General features: G+C 37.0%; 17 protein-coding genes and 1 pseudogene. 2 read left to right on the top strand and 16 right to left on the bottom strand.

The genetic code is table 11. From position 1 onward, the window contains the following. Positions 1-26: 26 nt before the first annotated feature. The 5 genes from OU989_RS07025 to OU989_RS07005 all read right to left on the bottom strand — a co-directional run bounded on the left by OU989_RS07025 (position 27) and on the right by OU989_RS07005 (position 7169). Positions 27-1532, bottom strand: a complete 1506-nt coding sequence (locus tag OU989_RS07025) for an NCS1 family transporter (protein WP_274796406.1) — start codon at positions 1530-1532, stop codon at positions 27-29. 134 nt (positions 1533-1666) lie between these two features. After that, the gene (gene preA / locus OU989_RS07020) at positions 1667-2929 is read right to left on the bottom strand and encodes an NAD-dependent dihydropyrimidine dehydrogenase subunit PreA (protein WP_274796405.1); all 1263 of its coding nucleotides are present in this window, start codon (positions 2927-2929) and stop codon (positions 1667-1669) included. Between the two features lie 81 nt (positions 2930-3010). After that, a complete protein-coding gene (locus OU989_RS07015) occupies positions 3011-4378 on the bottom strand; it encodes an NAD(P)-dependent oxidoreductase (protein WP_274796404.1) in 1368 nt (455 codons plus the stop codon). 98 nt (positions 4379-4476) lie between these two features. After that, the gene (gene hydA / locus OU989_RS07010) at positions 4477-5880 is read right to left on the bottom strand and encodes a dihydropyrimidinase (protein ID WP_274796402.1); all 1404 of its coding nucleotides are present in this window, start codon (positions 5878-5880) and stop codon (positions 4477-4479) included. A 44-nt stretch (positions 5881-5924) separates the two neighbouring features. Then, positions 5925-7169 carry a Zn-dependent hydrolase gene (locus OU989_RS07005; protein ID WP_274796400.1) on the bottom strand — a complete coding sequence of 415 codons (1245 nt, stop codon included), beginning with the start codon at positions 7167-7169 and terminating at the stop codon, positions 5925-5927. A 141-nt stretch (positions 7170-7310) separates the two neighbouring features. Here OU989_RS07005 and OU989_RS07000 point away from each other — a divergent pair, with 141 nt between their 5' ends. Continuing rightward, positions 7311-8480 carry a PucR family transcriptional regulator gene (locus OU989_RS07000; protein ID WP_274796399.1) on the top strand — a complete coding sequence of 390 codons (1170 nt, stop codon included), beginning with the start codon at positions 7311-7313 and terminating at the stop codon, positions 8478-8480. 170 nt (positions 8481-8650) lie between these two features. Further along, entirely contained in the window at positions 8651-10012 is a 1362-nt protein-coding gene (locus OU989_RS06995; protein WP_274796398.1) for an aspartate aminotransferase family protein, read from the top strand. Positions 10013-10162: 150 nt separating this feature from the next. Here OU989_RS06995 and OU989_RS06990 read toward each other — a convergent pair whose 3' ends face one another. From OU989_RS06990 to OU989_RS06940, 11 genes and pseudogenes are all read right to left on the bottom strand, one after another. Next, complete coding sequence (locus OU989_RS06990; protein ID WP_274796397.1) at positions 10163-10492, bottom strand: DUF378 domain-containing protein; 330 nt, start codon at positions 10490-10492, stop codon at positions 10163-10165. Positions 10493-10692: 200 nt separating this feature from the next. Continuing rightward, the gene (locus OU989_RS06985) at positions 10693-11178 is read right to left on the bottom strand and encodes a methylated-DNA--[protein]-cysteine S-methyltransferase (protein ID WP_274796396.1); all 486 of its coding nucleotides are present in this window, start codon (positions 11176-11178) and stop codon (positions 10693-10695) included. Next, positions 11165-12079 carry a DNA-3-methyladenine glycosylase family protein gene (locus OU989_RS06980; RefSeq protein WP_274796395.1) on the bottom strand — a complete coding sequence of 305 codons (915 nt, stop codon included), beginning with the start codon at positions 12077-12079 and terminating at the stop codon, positions 11165-11167. The genes OU989_RS06985 and OU989_RS06980 overlap by 14 nt, the downstream gene beginning before the upstream one ends. Positions 12080-12092: 13 nt before the next feature. Continuing rightward, positions 12093-12650, bottom strand: coding sequence for a bifunctional transcriptional activator/DNA repair enzyme AdaA (locus OU989_RS06975; protein ID WP_274796394.1), 558 nt, complete (start codon positions 12648-12650; stop codon positions 12093-12095). A 25-nt stretch (positions 12651-12675) separates the two neighbouring features. Beyond that, complete coding sequence (locus OU989_RS06970; protein ID WP_274796393.1) at positions 12676-13443, bottom strand: isocitrate lyase/PEP mutase family protein; 768 nt, start codon at positions 13441-13443, stop codon at positions 12676-12678. A 153-nt stretch (positions 13444-13596) separates the two neighbouring features. Continuing rightward, a complete protein-coding gene (gene dinG, locus OU989_RS06965; RefSeq protein WP_274796392.1) occupies positions 13597-16368 on the bottom strand; it encodes an ATP-dependent DNA helicase DinG in 2772 nt (923 codons plus the stop codon). Between the two features lie 181 nt (positions 16369-16549). After that, on the bottom strand, positions 16550-18700 hold the full coding sequence (locus OU989_RS06960) for a 5'-nucleotidase C-terminal domain-containing protein (protein ID WP_274796391.1): 2151 nt from the start codon (positions 18698-18700) through the stop codon (positions 16550-16552). Positions 18701-18918: 218 nt separating this feature from the next. After that, positions 18919-19119, bottom strand: a pseudogene (locus tag OU989_RS06955) (aspartate 1-decarboxylase); the annotation flags it as partial. 29 nt (positions 19120-19148) lie between these two features. Then, on the bottom strand, positions 19149-19679 hold the full coding sequence (locus OU989_RS06950) for a TlpA family protein disulfide reductase (protein WP_274796390.1): 531 nt from the start codon (positions 19677-19679) through the stop codon (positions 19149-19151). A gap of 37 nt (positions 19680-19716) precedes the next feature. Further along, a complete protein-coding gene (locus OU989_RS06945) occupies positions 19717-20253 on the bottom strand; it encodes a MauE/DoxX family redox-associated membrane protein (protein ID WP_274796389.1) in 537 nt (178 codons plus the stop codon). A 31-nt stretch (positions 20254-20284) separates the two neighbouring features. Beyond that, entirely contained in the window at positions 20285-22054 is a 1770-nt protein-coding gene (locus OU989_RS06940) for an ABC transporter ATP-binding protein (RefSeq protein WP_274796388.1), read from the bottom strand. Between the last annotated feature and the right edge of the window lie 302 nt (positions 22055-22356).

Here is a 22356-nt window from a genome sequence, read left to right as displayed (position 1 = left end):
TTGAAAATGTCAAGATGTTGTCTTTCTTACTCGGCACCCTTCATTTCTAACAGAGGATCTGCTTGCTCCACCAGTTCATCTTCCTCTGGAGCAGCTGCTGGTTGGCCAAATATTTCATCCAAATTATGCCCAACCGTAATGCCTAAATATTTATCATCGCTTGGATCATCTAGCTCTGCCTGAGGATACTTTTTAAACCACCAATACTTCGCCAATACATAATATACAGCCGCTCCAACAACAAACCCTACTAGCGAGGAATAGGTTGCAAATATATTCGCAATAGCGCCCCCAATTACCCAGGCAATTAATCCAGCCATATTAAAGCCCTTATAATATTTAAATTGTCCGTTTAATTCATAAAGGTCTTTAACGTGTACACGACGCTTACGGAGTAGGTAATAATCAGCAAATAAAATACCGACGATGGCCGTTAAAATACCACCAATTATTAATAGGACATTGACCATGACATCAAATAGACTCCATGGCTGTGCCAGAATTCCAATTATACCTGCAATAACAACCCCTACCCAAAACGGTACTTTTGGTCCACCAATATTAGAGAAAATAGTAGCCGCAGGTACAACATTGGCTGATGTATTAGTTGACCATTGCGCTAACACAATCATCAACAATAAAATCCCTAAAATAAAGCCGCTTGCACTTTGCTGTAAAGCATTGATTGGATCAGCAGAAGCTACAGCCATATAACAAACAGCGCCAATTGTTACAATGAATGTGTTGGTAATCGGCATAACGATCAATGACCCAACGAGCTGTGTTTTATTACGTTTGAACCAGTTACGCTCATTTTTAGGTGCTTTAAAAAACCGAGACAAGGACGGCATGTCAGCTGCCAGTGTTGCCCAGAAGCCCATATTTGCCATTACCACTACCATAAACGCGGTAAAGGCGGCAAAGCCAGTTGTTGGAGTTTCCACCCATGTCCAAACATTTTTCCCTTGAGATGTAGCATTATCTGCCAATGTGTAATACATCCAGCAAGAAATTAAAATAATGACAGGTGCTGCTAAATCAGCAAAGCGTTCAATGGATTTAATGCCTAGTGATGTATTAAAGAGTTGAAGTGCTGCAAAAACAAGGAAACAGATAAACCAATTATCAAAACCAAATAATAAGTTTAAAATACCGTTTATTGCTAACGCACCGAAATAGGTATTAAGACCGAACCAACATGCAGCAGTAACACCACGTACAAGGGATGGTATATGGGTACCAAATGTACCGAATGGTGCGCGCATATAGACAGGGAAAGAAAGCCCATGCTCTATCCCAATATCACCAATTAACGTCATAAAGACACCGATTAAACAGGAACCTACCAATGTTGCAAATATGACCATTGGCAATGATAAGTTCATTATTGCTGAACCACCGATAGCAAAAGCCGCTAATACAATCGCCATTCCTACCCAAATTACCGCAAAACCAAATGTTCCAATATTTCTTTGTTGATGTGTCACTGGAAGTAAATCTGGGGATTTTAAATAATTCCCTTCACGTTCCATCCTATTTCTCTCCTTTTTCTTAAATTTCCGTGACAACCTACTTGAAGTTAAGCCTTCCCTCACTAAAAATGGCTGAAGGAAGGTGGAATTTCGATTTTATTTATCTTTAATCTTCATTCACGATAAAAGGTTCTTTATTTGGAAAGACTGCTAAGCAGTGATTGGCGTTCATTCCAAGTCATTGGTGGAATTGTTGATTTACGTTCAACCATTGAAATGGCACCCTCGACTGGACAAACAATGGAACATAAATTACAGCCGACACAATCTTCCTCTCGCACTTTTAACATTGGACGGCCATCCTCTGTATACAGATCGATACATTGATGAGATGTATCCTCACAGGCAATATGGCACTTATTACAATTAATACACACATCGTTATTAATTTCTGCGACAATTTTATAATTTAAATCTAAATCACCCCAGTTTGAATACCTTTGTACAGAGCGACCAACTAAATCCATAACTGAAGCTAGGCCTTTATCGTCCAAATAATTATTTAGACCATCAATCATATCTTCTACAATACTAAAGCCATGGTGCATTGCAGCTGTACAAACCTGAACGCCTGTCGCACCCATTAAAATAAATTCTGCTGCATCCTGCCAATTCGAGATGCCGCCAATACCTGAAATCGGTACATTCACTAATGGATTACGCGCACATTCGGCCACCATATTGAGGGCAATCGGTTTAACAGCTGGACCACAATAGCCACCGTGCGCCCCTTTTCCTGCAACATGCGGTATAGTGTTCCAAGAATCTAAATCGACACCGGCTAAACTATTAATTGTATTAATCATACTAACTGCATCTGCTCCACCTCTTGTCGCTGCTTCCGCCGTTACTGTAATATCCGTAATGTTTGGCGTTAGCTTAACAATCACAGGTGTACGTGCCGCTTCCTTTACCCAGTACGTTTGTTTTTCCACCAATTCAGGGACTTGACCAGAGGCAGAACCCATGCCTCGTTCTGCCATCCCATGTGGACAACCAAAGTTAAGCTCAAGACCATCAACCCCCACATCTTCTACTCGCTTCACAATTTCATGCCACTTTTCCTGCTTCGGCTCCACCATTAGGGAGGCAATAATTGCGTGATTAGGAAATTTCTTTTTCGTGTCATAAATTTCTTGTAAATTTACTTCTAATGGTCGATCCGTAATTAATTCGATATTATTAAAGCCTGCCACACGTTGACCATTAAAACTCACAGCGGCAAAACGGGAGGACACATTTAAAATCGGTTCTCCTAACGTTTTCCAAACAGCGCCACCCCAGCCTGCTTCAAATGCACGCTGTACTTGATAACCCGAATTTGTCGGTGGTGCGGATGCTAGCCAAAATGGATTCGGCGATTTGATGCCCGCTAAATTAATGCGTAAGTCTGCCATGTAAGTTCCCCCTTTATCCTGATTGGTGAAACTAACAATCAGTGAAGGATGTAGAAAACCCCCACTGTTTGAAGGTTCACTTTATGCAATCTCACTTGGTTTTCTTAAACGTTCATGAATCTTATATGCTGCATCTTTCCCTTGCTGCACAGCGGTCACCACCATCGCTTCACCCTGTCCATTGCCAAAGACAACATCTCCACAGGCAAATACTTTGTCATTAGACGTTTGCATTGTCGCCTCATCAATATCGACAACACCGTTTGTATGAGCCAATCCAAAGGCTTCGATTAATGAAACAAAACGAGTTTGCCCAATCGCTTTAATGACAGCATCCACTTCAATAATAAAATTAGAGTCTTGGACCTCTTCTGGTCTTTGTCGACCATCAGGACCTGTCTCACCAAGCTTCATTTTTACACACTCAATACCTGTCACCTTGCCAGCTTCATCGCCAATAATTTTCTTCGGCGCAGTCAGCCATTTAAATTCCACACCATCCTGCTTCGCAAATTCATATTCAAATTTGTAAGCAGTCATTTCTTTTTGTGTTCTGCGATAAAGAATTTGTACATTTTCTGCCCCTAATCGCACCGCACTTGTAGCTCCATCAATTGCTGTATTTCCAGCACCAATAACAGCTACTTTTTTTCCAACGATGTCATTTGTAAGCGGTCCCATTTTTGTTTTTCGAACAAACTCAATGGCATCATGCACACCTTCTAAATCTTCCCCTTCAATGCCCAGATTCGGTACAGCCCCCATACCGACAGCTAAAATTACACTGTCATATTGCGCCAAAATTTCATCAGCAGAAATATCCACACCGACCGCTGTATTCGTTTGAATGTTCACGCCAAGCTGTTCAATTTGCTCCACTTCCCAATCCACTACTTCATTGGGTAAACGGAATGCCACAATTCCATAGCTTCCTAGTCCGCCAGCCTTCTCTTCTGCCTCATAGATTGTTACCTGGTAGCCTAAACGGCCAAGCTCTCGTGCTGCTGATAAGCCAGCAGGACCCGCCCCGATGATTGCTACTTTTTGTCCGTTATTTTGTCCTGGCTTAAATAGCTGTGTATTGGTTTCCATTGCCCAATCTGTTGCATAACGCTGTAACTCACCAATTTTAATTGGCTTTGTAGAAGAATTTAAGACACACGCCCCTTCACATAATTCTTCCGTAGGACAAACCCTTGCACAGCTTGCACCAATAGGATTTGCTTCTAATATAGTCGTAGCAGAACCCTTCATATTACCAGATGCAATTTTTTTTATGAAATTTGGGATTTGAATGCTTGTTGGACAAGCTTTAATACATGGTGCATCATAGCAATACAGACAACGGTTGGCTTCCTCAATAGCCTCATTCTTTGTCATTTTGCTTTTTAATTCCATAAAATTACGTCTAAGCTGTATGGTCATTTCATTTTCTTGAATCGGAACCATTTCCACATCCCCCTCATGTGAGCATTTTTTCCGTACATCAATTACTAGACCGATTGCTTTGCTCTCCATCAAAACAATCGGTCCTATACTGAAGGAAGCTAAATATTTAGTGCTTCCGCAGCCACTGTTTTTAATGGACGTTTAATATATTGTCCACTACCAAGTACCCCTACAAATTCTTTATTTTTAATGACATATTCCCCACGAACCAGTACGCTAACCGGCTCACCTGTAACGTCCCAGCCTTCATAAGGGTTATAGTCCACATTCATGTGATGTGTTTTAGCAGAAATTTGGCGTTTTGCCTCTGGATCAAAAATTACGATATCCGCATCTGAACCGATAGCAATCGTTCCTTTTTGCGGGAATAGCCCAAATATTTTGGCTGCACTTGTAGAAATCATATCAACAAATTCATGGATTGTAATTCTACCTTTTGCAACACCTTCCGAATATAAAATACTAAAGCGATCCTCAATGAATGGCCCACCGTTTGGAATTTTTGAGAAATCATTTAGGCCAAGCTGTTTTTTACCCTTAAAGCTAAAAGAGCATTGGTCAGAGCCAATTGTCTGTAGCTGCTTGGCCTTTAATGCATTCCATAAATGTTCTTGATGATATTTCGGACGAAGTGGTGGTGACCAGACATATTTTGCTCCCTCAAAGCCTGGCTGCGCTAAAGCTGATTGATCGAGTGTTAAATATGGTGGACATGTTTCACCATAGACGTCATACCCTTTTTCACGAGCTGCAATAATTTCATCTACTGCTTCTTTACATGTTACATGAACCACATATAGCTTCGCTCCTGCTATATGAGCTAATTCGATGGCACGCTTTGTCGCCTCACCCTCTAATTCGGCTGGTCGAGTCAGTGCATGATAAATCGGTTCTTTATGTCCCGCACGTCTTGCTTCCTCGACAAGCTCATCAATGACAGAGCCATTTTCACAATGCACCATGACCACTGCGCCAAGATCTTTGGCGATTTTAAAGGCTTTAAATAGTGTACGATCTGTCGCTTGGAATTCTTTTGCATAAGCCATAAAGACTTTTACAGAAGTAATGCCCTCCTGCTCTAATAGTTGGGGTAATTCAGCTTCTGTTTCAGGTGTTAAATCACCAATCATCAGATGGAAACCATAGTCAATAGCAGACTTTCCTTTCGCCTTTTCATGCCATTTCTCCACTGCTGTCGATAATTTTTCTTCTCCCGCTGTTAAACAAAAATCTAAAATAGTAGTTGTCCCACCAAAAGCTGCGGCTATCGTACCTGATTTCCAATCGTCATCTGTCACTGTATTATTGAATGGCATATCTAAATGCGTATGAGGATCAATGCCACCAGGCAATACGTACTTACCTGTCGCATCAATGATTTCAGCGCCAGCATCCGTTAAGTTCTGGCCAATTTGAACAATTTTACCGTTGTCAATTAGAATATCTGCCTCAAATACATCAGCAGCTGTTGCTACTCGTCCACCTTTAATGATTTTTTTCATTGTGCCCCTCACCCTTCATTACAAAATTAGAGAATGCTTGATGTTTAATGCAATGTATATGTTTCACCTATACTAAACTTTGTTTGCAGCGTTAAAACTGTTTCGAGCAAAATATCTGCACCTTTTGCACAATCTTCATATGTTGTTTCCTCCTCCTCACAATGACTCTTGCCTTCAATACTTGGGACAAAAATCATGGCGGACGGAACCATACTCGCCATATACTGGGCATCATGTCCAGCCCCACTAAACATACGATGTGCAGAATAGCCGAAGCTCTGACATGCTCTTTCTACTTCATCGCAAATGGCTGCATCAAAATACACTGTCTCTCTCCCCCATAGTTTAGTAGGATGAATGCTGCAACCTCCTGCTGTCTCTGGAAGCGCATTAAGAATATCCTCAACCTGTTGCATCACCTCTGGATCTTGATGGCGTGAATCGATGGTAAATGTCACCTTATTCGGGATGACTGTATGAATATTTGGCGAAACATTCATGCGACCAAAGGTAAAAACAAGTTGTTCGTCAATTTTCCCTAATTGCTCATGGAGCTCTGTAATAATCGTCGATGCTACAATCATCGGGTCTTTACGCATCGACATCGGTGTTGTACCCGCATGATTTGATTGTCCAGTAATCGTAATTTCATAGCAGACCATGCCGAGCACACCTTCGACAACACCGATTTCACGTTGTTTTGCCTCTAAAACGGGTCCTTGTTCAATGTGCAATTCAATATAAGCAAGTGCTTCTTTTAGTCGATTTTCTTGCTCTCCCTCATAGCCACTTGCCTGTAATGCTTCGTGAAAGCGAATACCATTTTTATCTGTAGATTGCAGCATTTTTTCTTTGTCGAATTTTGAGGTAATTACCCCTGAACTCATCATGGCCGGGTCAAAACGTGCGCCCTCTTCATTGGTAAAATTCACAATCATAAGTGGGATATCCATCTCAATTTCATTTTCCTTAATTGTTCGAATGGCCTCGATAGCTGTAAGTACACCTAACACGCCATCAAATCTCCCACCTTTTTCAACTGAATCTATATGGGAACCCATGACGATAGGTGGCATATCCTTTTTGCCAGGAAGAGTGGCATAAATATTTCCCATATCATCCACCTGTATATCCATACCTAACGCTTTACAACATTCACAAAAATAGTTTCTAGCTAAAACATCCTCATCCGAAAGAGATAAACGTGTAACGCCACCATTGTCAGTGGCTCCAAATTGACTGAACTGTTCAATTAACTCTTGCAATCGTCTACTATTACATTTATACATATGCAAGTCCTCTCTTTCACAGTAGTTATTAAACATTCTAAAATAGATAAAATTTGTGAGATATGGAAAGTAAACTAAAAAAATATGTGCAACTGCACATTATATATGGTAAGTTATGTTCATAATTAAGGGGGGGAAAATATGGGGACGATTCGTAAAATTGTTGAGGGAATTCAATTCCCAATGCTTACATTAGTCGCTGGACATAGTGGTACGTATCGCAGAGTTACTGGTATTAATGTTGTGGAAAGCAATGATCTAATTATGTTTTGTAGACCCAATGAATTAGTCGTCACAACAGGCATTAATTTAGATGCACAGGAAGATTCTCTAGAACAGCTTGTCAAACAAGCGTACGCGAAAAAAGTAGCGGGCTTTATTATCAACATAGGGCCATTCATTCCTACTATTCCTGAAGCCGTCATCTCTTTTGCAAACCAACATGATTTCCCTATTTTTCAAATGCCATGGAGTTACCGTATTGCTGATCTATTAAAAACTACCTTTCAGTTTATTGCCAACCACCATCAAGAGCTTTCCATCGAAGAAAAGGTTCTGTTCAATCTACTTTTTCATTACAAAGCAAACGCTAACTCTATAAAAGATCAATTAGCACAGCTAGGATTTCCTCAAGGAAGAGAATTAGCGATCATTACTTGCACAACGACTGGCACGCAAGCCACCATCGATCGTTATGAAGTGATGATACAATTTGCTTTTCAAAATCGCTATCAACGCTTCTTAAAATTAAAGCATAAAAATTACCTCATTTTTTTAATTGATAAAGCACAAATCATTACACCAAATACACCCTTCTCAAAAATCGTTGAAGAAATCTACGATAAAATCACATTAAAAAATGGTTACTTGGATATTATTATTGGAAAAGGCAACTACCATAAAGAGCTCGAAAATGTTCGCAAAAGCTATGATGAATCTTTAATGGTCCTTCATTTAGCACAGCTCCATAACAACCGTTACTTATATAGCTATAAAGAAATTGGTGCCTATAAAATTCTGATGGCGGTGCAAAACCAACGATTGATGAAGTCCTTTAGTCAGGATATTTTAGGCCAGCTCTATCGCTATGATGAAATGCACAATACTGATTATGTCCCTTTTTTACGTGTATTTGTTGAAGAGAATGGCAGTACAAGTCGGATTAGTGAACGACAATTTATTCATCGCAATACGGTCCTTTATAAAATAAAAAAAATCGAAATGCTATTGGATATTGACTTAAGCAACTCCTTTACAAAGACAAACTTATATATTGCCTTTTTAATAGAGGATGTTTTAACACATCAATAGAATTAGCAGGTTGTTTAATTATCTGGATTTTCTATTTATAAATCCTCCTTCTAAAATTTTGGCTGCATACATATAAAGTATAAATGGGGACTACTGTGCATTTTATTGTCCACATCCGACTAAAACGTATGCATGCTAATCATCTACCTGTTAAGAAGGAGTGAAGCTTTGTGACAAATGTAACAAGTCCAAATTGGCAAGTGAAGGATGAACAATATGTATGGCATTCAATGAAACCATATAATCCGAATGCTACGATGATTGTCCAATCTTCTAAAGGAGCATGGATTACCGACATTGAAGGAAAACGTTATTTAGATGCTATGGCTGGTTTATGGTGCGTAAATGTTGGCTATGGCCGAGAAGACATTGCGAAAGTTGCCTATGAGCAGTTACTTGAAAATACGTATACACCTTTATCTGTTGGCCATATTCCCGCCATCCAGCTAAGTGAAAAGATAAGTGAGCTATTAGGGGATGACTATGTCGTCTTTTTCTCTAATAGCGGCTCTGAAGCAAATGAGGCTGCTTTTAAAATTGCTCGACAATATCATCAACAAAAAGGACACGTCAATCGAACAAAAATCATTTCTCGTTACCGTGCATATCATGGTAGTTCGATGGGTGCATTAGCCGCTACAGGACAAGCTCAACGTAAATATAAATACGAGCCATTAGCACCTGGTTTTTTACATGTCACACCACCTGACTCGTATCGTGCAAATGAAGACCATATTAAAAGTAAAGATCCTTGTGCACTGCCATCTGTGCAAGCGATCGATCATGTAATGACATGGGAAATGTCAGATTCAATTGCTGCAGTCATTATGGAGCCTATCATTACAGGTGGTGGTGTGATTATGCCTCACGACAACTACCTACAAGGAGTCAAAGCTATTTGTGAGAAGCATGGCGCACTGCTCATTGTCGATGAAGTAATTTGTGGTTTTGGACGTACAGGCAAAGCTTTCGGGTTCCAAAATTACGGCATTCAGCCTGACATTGTTACAATGGCAAAGGGTTTGACAAGCGCTTATATGCCACTATCAGCAACTGCCGTTCGACGTGAAATTTACGAGGCTTTTGCAGGTAGTGAGGAATATGACTTTTTCCGCCATGTCAATACGTTCGGTGGATCACCAGCAGCTTGTGCTGTAGCATTGAAAAATATTGAAATAATGGAGCAGGAAAATTTATTTACTCACTCTGCTACACTTGGTGCTACGCTTCTTACGGCCTTACAGGAGCAATTAAAGGAGCACCCACATGTTGGGGATATTCGCGGTAAGGGCTTATTAATTGGCGTAGAGCTTGTACAAGATAAAGACAGCAAAACACCACTCGATGTCACACTTGTAAACAAAGTGATTGCACAGTGTAAGGAACTGGGGTTAATCATTGGGAAAAATGGCGTAACCGTTGCTGGGTTTAATAATGTTCTGACATTATCTCCCCCATTGATTATTTCCTCTGATGAGAAAGATTTCATCGTTAAAAATTTTGTACAAGCATTACATTCCATTAAACAATAGCATGAATAAATCGCTGACTTGCTGTTCGGAACATGGCCATGGCTGAACCTTTTCTAAATAAATAATTCTAAAAGTAAACATTCGCCTAGCTCCCTTGAAGGAACTAGACGAATGTTTCTCAAAAACGGGTGGACCCCGTTTTTACATACATTATTTTTTGTCTTTTTTCTCTACAGTTTTTACTTCTTTTTTTGTTACTTCAGTAAAATCTGCTTCTTCCCCAGCCTCCATACCATAGCTAGGATTTCTGTCCATACGAGAGAATGTATCTACATCCTCCTCATCTTCAAATCGCTTCATCAGAATTGGAATCGTGATCAGTCCCGCAAGCCCAACAAGGGCATATATCCATCGAGATAAGACCGCAGTTTGTCCACCAAATAAATAAGCCACTAAATCAAATCTAAAGAATCCAATGAGTCCCCAGTTGATTGCACCTATAATGACTAATATTAAGGCAATTCTATAAAGTACGCTCATGAGTACACCTCCTTTATCGTCTATACTCCAAGCTAATTTCTTAGCAGAGAGGTGTCATAAGAAGCGATAAAATGACAAAGACTAGTCATTAAAACCGCCATTTTGACGGTCTTATTTTTTGCAATAACCACTTTTTTATACAGTCCTAAGAAATGGCTGCACAGTGATATTGCCACCAAAGAAGGGTACTCAAACAAATATTACTCTGATGGATTTTTATAGGTTTGTTCATGCTGAAGAAGCCATTCTTTGCGCCACATCCCGCCGCCATACCCTGTCAACGTTCCATTAGAGCCAATAATGCGATGACAGGGAACAACGATACTAATATTATTTTTGCCATTTGCACTACCAACAGCTCTTACAGCTTTTTCATTGTTAATAGCTACCGCAATATCCTTATAGGAAGCCGTTTCACCATAGCTTACAGTCGGTAAAGCTTGCCAAACCGCTTGTTGAAAGTCTGTTCCTTCAACTACGTAGGGAAATGAAAAGTCATGACGTTCACCTATAAAATACTCTTGCAACTGTTTGGCACACTCCATCAGAACTTTCGGTGTATCTTGTTGAGGAATATGGATAATTTCATCCCGCTCCGCAAAATTAATTCCATAAATAGCGCTATCACTACCCTCTATTTCAATTACTCCAATTGGTGATTTGTAATCTACTTTATACTTTTTCATATAGAGACCTCCATAAATAAAAGGTGGCATAAGCATGCCAACCTTGCCAATGTATCGCATAGTGGTTGATTTCCTCTATCGTTGGTTTTCGTTCTAACGCTAATTGAGTTTTTAACGCATTGTGCAAACCAACATCTGCGATTGGAAAGGCAGACGGCTCTTGTAAACATTTCATCAGCACATAGTCTGCGGTCCATGCACCAATGCCCCTAATAGCCATTAAACTTTTTTTCTTGTCCTCGTAGTTATCTTTTTGCTTCAACAACTCTTTTGTCAATTGACCACTTGCCATACTTTTTGCAATATCAATAATGTACTCCGACTTTCTTAAGGTAAATTGGAGACTTCTTAAATCTTCCACCTGAATGGCAGCGATCTTTTCTGGCGGTGGAAATAGCCAGTAGCTTTGCCCCTCGAAGCTTACATACTCTCCAAATTGCTCGACAAATCGTTTTTTTAGTGTATAGGCAAATGTTAAATTGATTTGTTGACCAATAATAGCCCAAACTAGCGCTTCAAATAAATCAGGTATACCGATTAATCGTAGACCACTATATTTTTCAACAAGTGGCTGTAGGATTTTATCTCGGTTAGCCATCTTATAAAAACAAGCCAAATCTTGCTTTACTTCAAACCATTCCATTAGATACTGGACGATTTTTTCTCTTACATTGGCTATTGGTTGATCCATTGGAAATTCCACTTTTATGTTATTGTCTTGCTCACTGATTTTACATAAAATAAGCTGTTCATCAATATTCAGTAATTTGTAAAGCACATCCCCTTTTATTGAATGAAGAATTTCTTGATTGGATCTATTTAAAAACAGCAAACACTCTTTAAAATTAAATTCTTTTGGCTGCACGATTTCTAAATAAGTTTCGTCATTAATCCAGTGCATATCCTGACTCCTTTTAGGAAAGGCCTCGATATTCTGTAGGTGAGCAATTTTTCAATCGTCGAAACACCTTATAAAAATTAGAGGGACTTTGAAATCCTGCTTCATAGCAAATTTCTAAATTTGTAAAATCTGTATGTTTTAATAAGTGGGCAGCCTTATCAATTCTTATTTTTTCTAAATATGTTCGGGGTGTCACTGCTGTTTCTTGTTTAAAAAGCCGTTCTAGATGAAATGGACTGATGCCGACATGCTCCGCCATATCTTGTAATGTCATCTTTTGTTTATATTCGTTGATAATAAAGGCTGTTACATTTTTAATCAATTGTGTATGTGGTGAATGTTCAATCTCTGGCTGACATCGTTTACATGCACGATAGCCAGCAGCCTCTACTTCTTGTAAATCCTCATAAAATTCAACATTCATCTTTTTCGGTTTTCTGGATTTACAGGAAGGACGGCAATAAATCCTAGTCGTTTTAACCGCTGTATAAAAAAGCCCATCATAGGTTTGATCACAAGCTATAATCTTTTCCCACTTCTCCTCAAAGGATAAATTGATTGGATGGTCCACGTATACCTCACCTCATTTTCATTGATTAAACATATAAAGAAGAAGTATTTTGGTCTTCTAATAATTGTGCAGCATGTAGCGTTATATATGCAATGATTTTATCTGATAGTGCATTACCAAAACTAAAACGCCTTACCCCTAATTCTTTTAGCTGCTGACAATTGGTTAAGCCGGGTAATGAAAGCAGATTGATGGGTGCTTCTATGTTACTTGTCATGGCTTTTATGTCGTTGATTTCCGTTAATCCAGGAATAAATATACCACTAGCCCCACTCTCTACATAAGCCTTCGCTCTCACCATGGTTTCTTCAAATGGTTGCTCCAGCTGAAAATACGTATCCGTTCTAGCGTTGATAAAAAAATCTTTAAAACCGTGGTAATCTAACGCTGCCCTTAGGTTTGTTAGTAGACGACAATGTTCTGTTACACTTTTTAACCCTGTTTGGTTTTTGAGAGAATCCTCAATATTAATCCCAGCTACACCGACATCGGCCGTTCTTAATACATTGTCGATAATACTCTGCTCATCAGATCCATACCCTGCTTCAATATCAGCAGATACAGGTATGCTCACATTCTCTGCAATGGTTTGGATAATATTAAGATGTCGTTGAAAATCTATTAATTCACCATCTGCATAGCCAAGTGAATTAGCAATACCCCAGCTTGTTGTGCCAATCGCTTGAAAACCTGCCTTTTCTAACATTAATGCCGATAATAAATCCCAAGCATTCCCTAAAAATAAGAGCTCTTGTGAAGAATGTAAATCATTGAATTCCTGAATTTTAGACATATCGAAAGCCTCCATACTATTTGATAGACCTCATTTTATCAGGAATGATTTCTTCACTTCGTCCTCAATCTTGCTGTTATGGTCTAGCGAAGCGGATTGTTTTACAAAAAAAAGACGCCTAAGACAATAGCCTTGTCCTGACGCCTTTTCATGTTATTTTTGCCAACGGTTCAACTCTTTTAATAATTCAGGTAGCTGAACTTTCCTCACATCGATAGGCGGTAATGCCTTAATAAATTCTTTCCCATAAGACTTATTAGTGATACGTCGGTCGAGGACGATAAAGGCTCCTTTATCTTGGGAAGAACGAATTAATCGACCAAAGCCTTGTTTAAAGCGCATAATGGCCTCTGGTAAGGAAAGCTCCGTGAATGAATTGCCACCTAGAGCTGTCAGATGCTTGGCTCTTGCCTTAAATACTGGCTCTTCTGGTGAAGAGAATGGTAATCGTACCACAATGACAGAAGCGAGAGCATCTCCTGGTACATCAACACCCTCCCAAAAGCTATTTGTCCCAAACAGAACAGCATGGCTAAATTTTTGGAATGATTTTAGAATGCGCATACGGCTTCCACCAGTAACACCTTGTGCAAAAAGCATGTAGTCATCTAAAAGTTCACTTTCTTGAATGAGCTCGACGGTTTTCCGAAGCATATCCTGTGCTGTAAAGAGCACAAAACAGCGTCCCTCCGTCATGCGGACTGTCCGAGTAATTGCATGTGCAACAGCCTCAATGTATTCTTCCTGGCTAACATGCTGAATATCTGGCATATCAGTTACAATAAAAGCCTTGGCACCAGCGTAATAGGCTGGAGGTGCTTGGAGTTTTATGATCTCAACATCATCAGAGATTCCTAACTGGCGTGTGACAAAGCGCTCATTGCCTGGTACGGTTAATGTACCTGATGTCCAAACAATGCTTGCCTCTTTACGAAGCGGTGCTAATACTTGTTCAATAATCGGTGTGACATTGACTGGTTTCTTAAAGACATGAAGACTGCCAGGAACACTACGGAGATCCAGTTCTAGCCATATTGAATTACCTTCATGTGGTGATAGAAAAATATCTTCCCATTCAGCAATTTTTATTTTCACTTCTCGTATCCAATACTGCCATTCAGATAAAACATAAAGATCATTTTTATCTAATTGCTCAATATTATTTTCGAATGTCTGCGTAATTGCAGTTGCAAGGTCTAGCCATTGTTGTGTCTGCTTACTAACTTGCACGAATGATTCTTTCGCAAATGATAGATCCTCTAAAAATAGGGTACATTTACTACCTACTTGCTTCCCTTTAACTTGTTGCTGTATTTTTTGAATAACTAACTGAATGGTTTCATCAAATGACCGCTGCAAGCGTATAAATTGGGCATCCAGACGTTGCAAATTTTGCATGGCTACGCGCTGTTTTTTCTTCGCTGCTTCACAAAACTGGTGAAAAAGGGCGGTCTCCTCCATCGTACCAATTTGTCCAAAGATATACTTCCATTGTGTATAGGAGAAGGCAATTTCATCCTGCTGCATGGCTGCCTGAATAAATTGATGTGCTTCATCAATAATCCATCCATCGATTTGAGTAAAGAGTGGTGTTTGGCGAACTAAATCGCTTAATACCATAGCATGATTCGTCACAATACAATCCGCAACGGCACTATTTTTTAAAGCTTGTTCATAGAAATCAAAGCCCTTTGAAGGCTTGTCACTTGGTATTTTTCGGATTTTCTCTAAAAATAGTTGTCCGCCACCTGAAACATTTAATTCACTTAACACACCTGTCTCTGTTTTAGTAAGCCACACAAGTATTTGTAGAATAGTAAATGTTTCATCATAGGACTCATCTGCATGGGCCATACATTGCTCAAAGCGTTCAAGATCAATATAATGTTGCATTCCCTTTAATACGCATACATTTACTTTTGTTCCTAGGATTTTTTCAATCTTAGGTAGTTCCTCCTCTACAAGCTGCTCCTGTAGATACGATGTATACGTACTAATGGCAATCTTTTTATCGACAGTACGGGCGTACAAAATCGCAGGCAATAAATAGCCAGCCGTTTTGCCAATACCAGTGGAGGCTTCAATCACACATTCCTTTTGTTCATGTAATGCCTGCCAGATCGTGTCCATCATCTCAAATTGTGCTGGACGTTCCTCAAAATTCGCAAGGGCCTTTGACATTAAAGCTACCTTTTCAGTTACTGTTTGCGGATAGGCTAGTGGTTCTGATGCATTTTCATGCTTATTGCGACCATTGCAAATGGCAAAATTGCGGTAATAATGTACATTCTCATGACCTGTCACATGCTGTCGTTTAATTTGCAAAGCCTCAAAAAAGAGCTGGGAAACATTTGATTTCAAACGGAAAGAACGTTTATGCATCTGTTCCAACGTTAGCTGAGGAAGGTTTAAAAGCTCCCTCCAGCAATATCTGAATAATTCTGCTGTTGCCAGTGCATCATCATCTGCCCGATGCGCATTGGCTAGCTCAATATTTAAATCTGCCGCTAAATCGCCTAGCTTAAAGCCAAGGGACATAGGAAATAAAATTTTAGCAAGCTCCACCGTGTCCATTTTTTTACCTTGCCACTTCGGAAGTCCTGCTCGCTTAAACTCTGCTTGTAAAAAGGATAAGTCAAAATCTGCATTATGTGCGACAAACACACAGTCTGCTAATAGCTCATATATGTAATCCGCATGTGCCTCAAATGGCAAGGCATCCTTTACATCTTCATCCGTTATATGCGTTAAATCTTGAATGAAAGATGGAATGGTTTTTCCTGGATTAATGAACTTCGTATAAGTACGCTCAATTTTCCAATCCTTCATAATAACAATTGCTATTTGAATCATCCGGTCCCCATTGGCTGGTGAATGACCCGTTGTCTCCAAATCGACAATGGCATATTTTTGACTTTCCATCATACATCTCAACTCACAGTTCACATTAGATAAGTTGAATTTTATCATAGATTTGGCTTTGCAGCATCCTTTCTCCTCCTTGTAAAATCACTTAATCTATACAAAAAAACACAACCTTAGAGGAAGCCCCTAAGGTTGCGTAAATGAATAGTAGTTAAATAAAATAGTAATTCAAGCTATTCGATTATTGTTTTTTAGCAAGATCAACAATACGACCTTCTGTTGTTGTTTTTACTTCTTTTAATGAAAGTAATTGTTCTTGTAGGTTTTCCCAATCAGATAAACCTAAGTCTGTAACGCGACCTTCTTCATATGCTTTAGCAAACATATCAAAGCCGTCCCCACCTTTAGCAGTGAAAGCATTTGTTGCTACTGTATATGTTTTCGTATCTTCTAAAGCAACATACTTTCCAGTTGCTTTATCTAAATATTCGATAGATACTACACGTGAGCCAATTTCTTTTGAAGAATCATATTGTAATTTCGCTCCACCAATGTGTAGGAAACCACCATTTTCTTTTGGTGCACTTTTCAGAGATACTTCAAATGCAGCCTTTAACTCTGCACCTGTAACATCCATTAATGCTAATGTGTTACCAAATGGTAATACCGTAATCACTTGACCAACTGTAATATTACCAGCTGGAATCGCCGCACGAATACCACCGCCATTTTGTAATGCCATCACAACAGTTTTATCTGTATATTTTTGTGCCTTTGCCAACATACCGTCAGTAATGATATTACCTAGAGCTGTTTCATTACTACGAACACTTTCTAGATTTTCTTCAGTTGCACGTGGATTTGCTAACTCCTCAGCAATTTTCACACCAATTTCCTTGTTGCTCACTTCATTTACTTTAGCTTTAAATGGTTCAAGTAACTTCACTAAAGCCTCGTCTTGTGCAACTTTACCAAGGTCGATTAATTCGCCACCATACTCTGTAACAACACCATTTCCATCAAATGTTACGTCAAGTGTACCTAAATAATTTACATATTCATTAGCTTGTACGATTAATGTTGCCTCTTTTGCTTCACCCACTGTGTTTGTATCAACAACAACTGGCTCTTCTAATTTTGTATGGTCATGTCCACCAACGATGACATCAATTCCTGGTACGTTTTTCGCTAGTAAAATATCATTATCAACATTTGGATTATCATTGTAGCCAATATGTGTTAAAGCAATAATTTTGTTAACACCCATTCCTTCAAAGGCAGCTACTGCTTTTTTCGCTTCATCGATGTAATTTGTAAAAGTCACTTTATCAGGAGAAGCAATATCCATTGTTTCTTCTGTTGTTAAGCCGAAAATACCTACTTTTTCGCCATCAATTTCTTTCACAATACCTGAATAAATTTTACCATTTTCAGGTTCACTTGAAACTAAGTCTGTAAATAAACCTGTGAATTTATCATCTGCTGAGAAATCTGTATTAGCATCCACAAATGGGAATTTAGCAGCCTTAACAAAATCCGCTAATGCCTGATGACCTTCTGGTGAAGAACCTAAATCAAATTCATGGTTACCGAATACCATCGCATCAAAGCCAATTTCATTTAAAAGCGCTAGGTCTGCTTTCCCTTGGAATTCGTTAAAGTATAGTGTTCCACTAAATGCATCACCAGCGTGTAAAGTTAAGACATTTTTCTTCGTTTCACGTTGCTCTTTAACCGCTGTTGCTAATTGAGGTAACTTATCCGCACGAGCATGTGTATCGTTCACATGTAAAACAGATAGAGAAAATGCACCTTCAGGCGTTTCTGGTGTTTCTGGTGTTTCAGGAGTTTCTGGTGTTTCTGTGCTAGATTTTGTTAAAGCTTCTGCAATCAATGTTGCAAGCTGTCCACGTGTAACTTTATCAGTTGCCGCGTGGTTTTTAGCACTTTCTAGCTCTGGTAATGTTGGAATAGACGCTAAAATTTTAGCTAAATCACCATGTGTAATTGTTTGATTGGGACGGAAAGTATTATCACCATAGCCTGTAATCACTTCTAATCCTGCAAGTACTGCGATTGGACCGTAATATGGATTAGAAACATCAATATCTTTATAGTTTGGATTCTCTACATCTTTTGTATCTAGCTTTAATGCGCCTGCAATCATTTTTGCAGCTTGTCCACGTGTGACATTTGTATCTGGTTTGAATGTACCATCTGGATACCCGCTGATAATCCCTGCTGCATAAAGTGTAGAAATTGCTTCAAAGTCTGCATGGCTTTCTTTTACATCTGAAAAAGGACTTGCAGCTGATGCCGGGGCTACTGCCACCGCAGTTACAGCCAATGCTGCAGCAGTTGCTGTTAAAAATTTGTTACGTTTATTTTCCATTACAAATGATACCTCCACTAGTAAATTGATGTACTTACAACTAAATTCTACATAAATATGACCCAAAATACTAGAACATTTGTAAAATTATAATTTTAAAAACTAGTTTAATAGTAAGAAAAACAAAATTTTACCAGTTACTTTTGTAATAGATGCAATCAAAAAAGAGGATTGACAAAACATTGCCAATCCTCCCCTTTCTTCTATCTATGGTCTGATCACATCACAGTGGCTTCAGGCTCATGTGTAATCATTTCTTTAATCGTATTACCCTCACCCATAATAGCAACGGTTGGTTTATGTTCTTTTGCCTCATGATTATCCACATATACATAGGAAATAATAATTACAATATCGCCACGTTGTACAAGTCGTGCGGCTGCGCCATTAACACAAATTACACCGGAACCTCGCTCACCTTACGTTTTGTTAAAAACAATATTATATATTAAGAAGCATCTTCTAATAATAATAACTTCTTAAGATGCTTGGGATTTGAAATTTCTGTAGAAAAATTCACTAGACCGTTCTTATCTACAAAATAAAGGTATGGTGTTTTTGTTACTTTATAATTTTTAAATAAATCTGGTGCAACTATCAAACTGATTTTTTCATTATTTAAGAACATATCTTCTTTTAATTGGTCTTGCATAATAATAATGGTATATCTTGTAGAATCATTAAAGATTTCATTACTATTCTTTAATACGTCTTGACATTGAGAACAACTATTACTTAAAAATAATAAAGTCACTTCATTATTTTTTAATATATCTTTTAAAACTATTCTAGACTTATTTTGATTTTCTGCTCTAAATAATGGCGCTGAATCTCCCTGTGCAATTGTACCAAATTGAATACCTTTTATTGAATGTATTTCAGTTAAGAAATTCTTTATAAGTTTAATTAAACTATAAATTACATATGTTTCCACAAGTAAAACTACTGAAATTATTCCAATAATAAAATTAATAAACATCTTCATCTTCCTCTCTTAATAATAGGTTTATAAGATTTTATTGTAATTTTTCAATAATGTTAATCATATTGTTTTTGAAAATTCTAAGATTTTTTATTGATAAGTTAATAAATCCTATTGAAGCTATTACAATAAAAATAATAATTAAATGTGCATTAGAAATATCTAATTCCTTATTGTATAAACATAAGCTTATTAGAATAAAAATTATATTCCTAAAGATAATCAAATATGATAGATTTTCACTTTCTAAAATCCCACCACATCCACAAGAAATATTTTTTTTCCCGTTCTTGATATTTATGAATATTACTACTGATACAGTGCTAAAAAAAATAGTGATAAAAAGTAAATTAATTGAAGTTATGCCAATTATTTTCAAAGATATAGCAATATAAAATTCTACGACTAATAAAAATATTAAAGCAATTTGAGCATATTTTTTCTTAATACCAAAATTAGAGAAAGTTACAATACTTTTCTTAAAGTTAATTGCTTTATCCAAAGCAGAAGTACTAAAAATGAATATTAAAAAAATTAAAAGAAAATTACTTATCCAATAAATAGAATACAAAACCCTTCCCTCCTAATTATTCTTAAAAAGTTTAGTGAACTAAAAATTCAATATTATGAATGTTATTTTGGGCATTATACATTTCGTTATAATATCCTTTTTTATTTATTAATTCTTGATGAGTACCTTCTTCTATAATTACACCATTTTTTAAAACTATAATTCTATCTGCTAAGGCGGCTATTTTTAATCGATGAGTAACAAATAAAATTGAACCTTCGTAAATATTTAAAAGGTTATTCATAATTTCTTTTTCTGCAATCGGATCAAGCGCAGAAGACGGTTCATCCAACACAATTAAATCACTATCACGATATATTGCTCTTGCTAATGCAATTTTTTGCCATTGCCCTCCTGATAATTCATTCCCTCCCTCAAACTGTCGTCCCAATACCGAGTCATACTTATGAGGTAAGTTCTCAACAAATTCTGTTAGGCCAACCTTATTGATAGCATTCTTAATGCGAAAATTATCGCAATTCTCATCAATTTCAAATGAAATATTTTCTTTAACTGTAAGTTCATAATGAACAAAGTCTTGAAATAAAACAGAAATTTTTTCTTGATATTTCTTAATTTCCAAATCATTAAATTTAATATTGTTTATTTTTATATTTTCACTTTTGTTAGAATATAAGCCTAAAATAGTTTTCATTAAGGTTGTTTTGCCACTACCGTTCTGACCGACAATAGCAACCTTTTCGCCATAATTTATTTCCAAATTTATATTTTTTAACGTATTTTCACTCATATTTGGATATTTAAAAGAAAGATCTTTAATTTGAATATTTTTTATTCTAAATTCTTCTTTAATAGATAAAGAATACTCCTTTTCTGATTTTCCTGGAGTTTTTACAAATTCCAGAAAATCTTTAATAAAGTAAGATGAATTTTTATAATCTGAAAAATATTTAGTAGAAAGGCTTAAATTGCTTTGTAATAACTGTATTGCTTGTAAAGTTGCTAATACCCCCCCAGCTGTAGTACTTGTTTTTAAATTCAAAATTACAATAATTCCGGAAAAAGCATATGTTAGAACTAGAATTATCTCTGATAAAAAAAGATATTTAGTTTTAATTTTCATGAAATTTATTTCGGAATCTGTATATTCATGAAAATAGTTATTCCATCTATTTACAAAAAAATCAAAGCTATTAAAAATAATGGTCTCCTTTAACATATCGCGTTGGCTAAGTACAAATGAGATATACTGTTCCTTCCTATGTATAGGTATTAACTTTGATAAAAATAGGAAATTCTTTTTAGAGAATTTAAGCTGAATAATGAAATAAGGAATAACTCCCAAAATTACTATTATTACAACTAAATTATCAATAATCGTTAGCAAAGCCAGTGAAGATATTAAACTTATTAAAGCACTAACAAGATAAGTCAAAGCATTAAAAGCATTATTTAAATTTTCTTTATTTGAAATGACTCTTTGGTAAGAATCATAAAATTCTGGGTTTTCAAAATTCAAAAATTCTGTTTGAGAGGTTTTAAAAAAAATTTCATTTGTAAGTATTTTGGTTACTTTATTTGTAAGTATTTGTTCATTTATTGAAAGTAAGTGATTTATAGAATAAGGAATAATTAATAGTAAAATTTGAAGCAAAAAAAGAAATATTAATTTATTTAGCTCAGATTCCCCTTTTATGTAATTTATTATTTCATTAATTAACAATTGGAAAAAATATATGGAAACTACTGGAGAAAATCCATTTATTATTTTTAAAATTATATTAAAAATTGATAATTTTAAACAGTTTTTAATATAAAAATTTATTATATAAAATAACATTTTTAGTTCTCCCTAATAATTTATTGAAACTATATTTTAATGAAACTATCCCATGGAAGAATTTGCTGTAATGTTCTAAAAAAACCGTAGACAAAGGAAAACTGTCTACGGTTTGCTGAACCTTTAAAGTCCAACCTTTATTATAAATTCTAATTCTACAATATTAGACTATTTTTTATTTAATTTTTATATTAAACTACTATTTTTTTATTTAGTGCAACCACAATTGCAAAACTGTATAGTGCCATCGCAGTACCATTGCGGATTGTTCTTGTCAACCCATCTTCCCAAAGTTCCTATCA

It is taken from the genome of Lysinibacillus irui (assembly GCF_028877475.1).
Taxonomy (GTDB): domain Bacteria; phylum Bacillota; class Bacilli; order Bacillales_A; family Planococcaceae; genus Lysinibacillus; species Lysinibacillus irui.
Note: the sequence above shows the minus strand (reverse complement) of the source record. Positions and strands in the feature narration are given on the sequence as shown.

Coding starts and splice junctions, on each gene's coding strand:
- OU989_RS07025 (WP_274796406.1), bottom strand. CDS start 1,532: ATGGAACGTGAAGGGAATTATTTAAAATCCCCAGATTTACTTCCAGTG.
- preA (WP_274796405.1), bottom strand. CDS start 2,929: ATGGCAGACTTACGCATTAATTTAGCGGGCATCAAATCGCCGAATCCA.
- OU989_RS07015 (WP_274796404.1), bottom strand. CDS start 4,378: ATGGTTCCGATTCAAGAAAATGAAATGACCATACAGCTTAGACGTAAT.
- hydA (WP_274796402.1), bottom strand. CDS start 5,880: ATGAAAAAAATCATTAAAGGTGGACGAGTAGCAACAGCTGCTGATGTA.
- OU989_RS07005 (WP_274796400.1), bottom strand. CDS start 7,169: ATGTATAAATGTAATAGTAGACGATTGCAAGAGTTAATTGAACAGTTC.
- OU989_RS07000 (WP_274796399.1), top strand. CDS start 7,311: ATGGGGACGATTCGTAAAATTGTTGAGGGAATTCAATTCCCAATGCTT.
- OU989_RS06990 (WP_274796397.1), bottom strand. CDS start 10,492: ATGAGCGTACTTTATAGAATTGCCTTAATATTAGTCATTATAGGTGCA.
- OU989_RS06985 (WP_274796396.1), bottom strand. CDS start 11,178: ATGAAAAAGTATAAAGTAGATTACAAATCACCAATTGGAGTAATTGAA.
- OU989_RS06980 (WP_274796395.1), bottom strand. CDS start 12,079: ATGCACTGGATTAATGACGAAACTTATTTAGAAATCGTGCAGCCAAAA.
- OU989_RS06970 (WP_274796393.1), bottom strand. CDS start 13,443: ATGTCTAAAATTCAGGAATTCAATGATTTACATTCTTCACAAGAGCTC.
- dinG (WP_274796392.1), bottom strand. CDS start 16,368: ATGATGGAAAGTCAAAAATATGCCATTGTCGATTTGGAGACAACGGGT.
- OU989_RS06960 (WP_274796391.1), bottom strand. CDS start 18,700: ATGGAAAATAAACGTAACAAATTTTTAACAGCAACTGCTGCAGCATTG.
- OU989_RS06950 (WP_274796390.1), bottom strand. CDS start 19,679: ATGTTTATTAATTTTATTATTGGAATAATTTCAGTAGTTTTACTTGTG.
- OU989_RS06940 (WP_274796388.1), bottom strand. CDS start 22,054: ATGTTATTTTATATAATAAATTTTTATATTAAAAACTGTTTAAAATTA.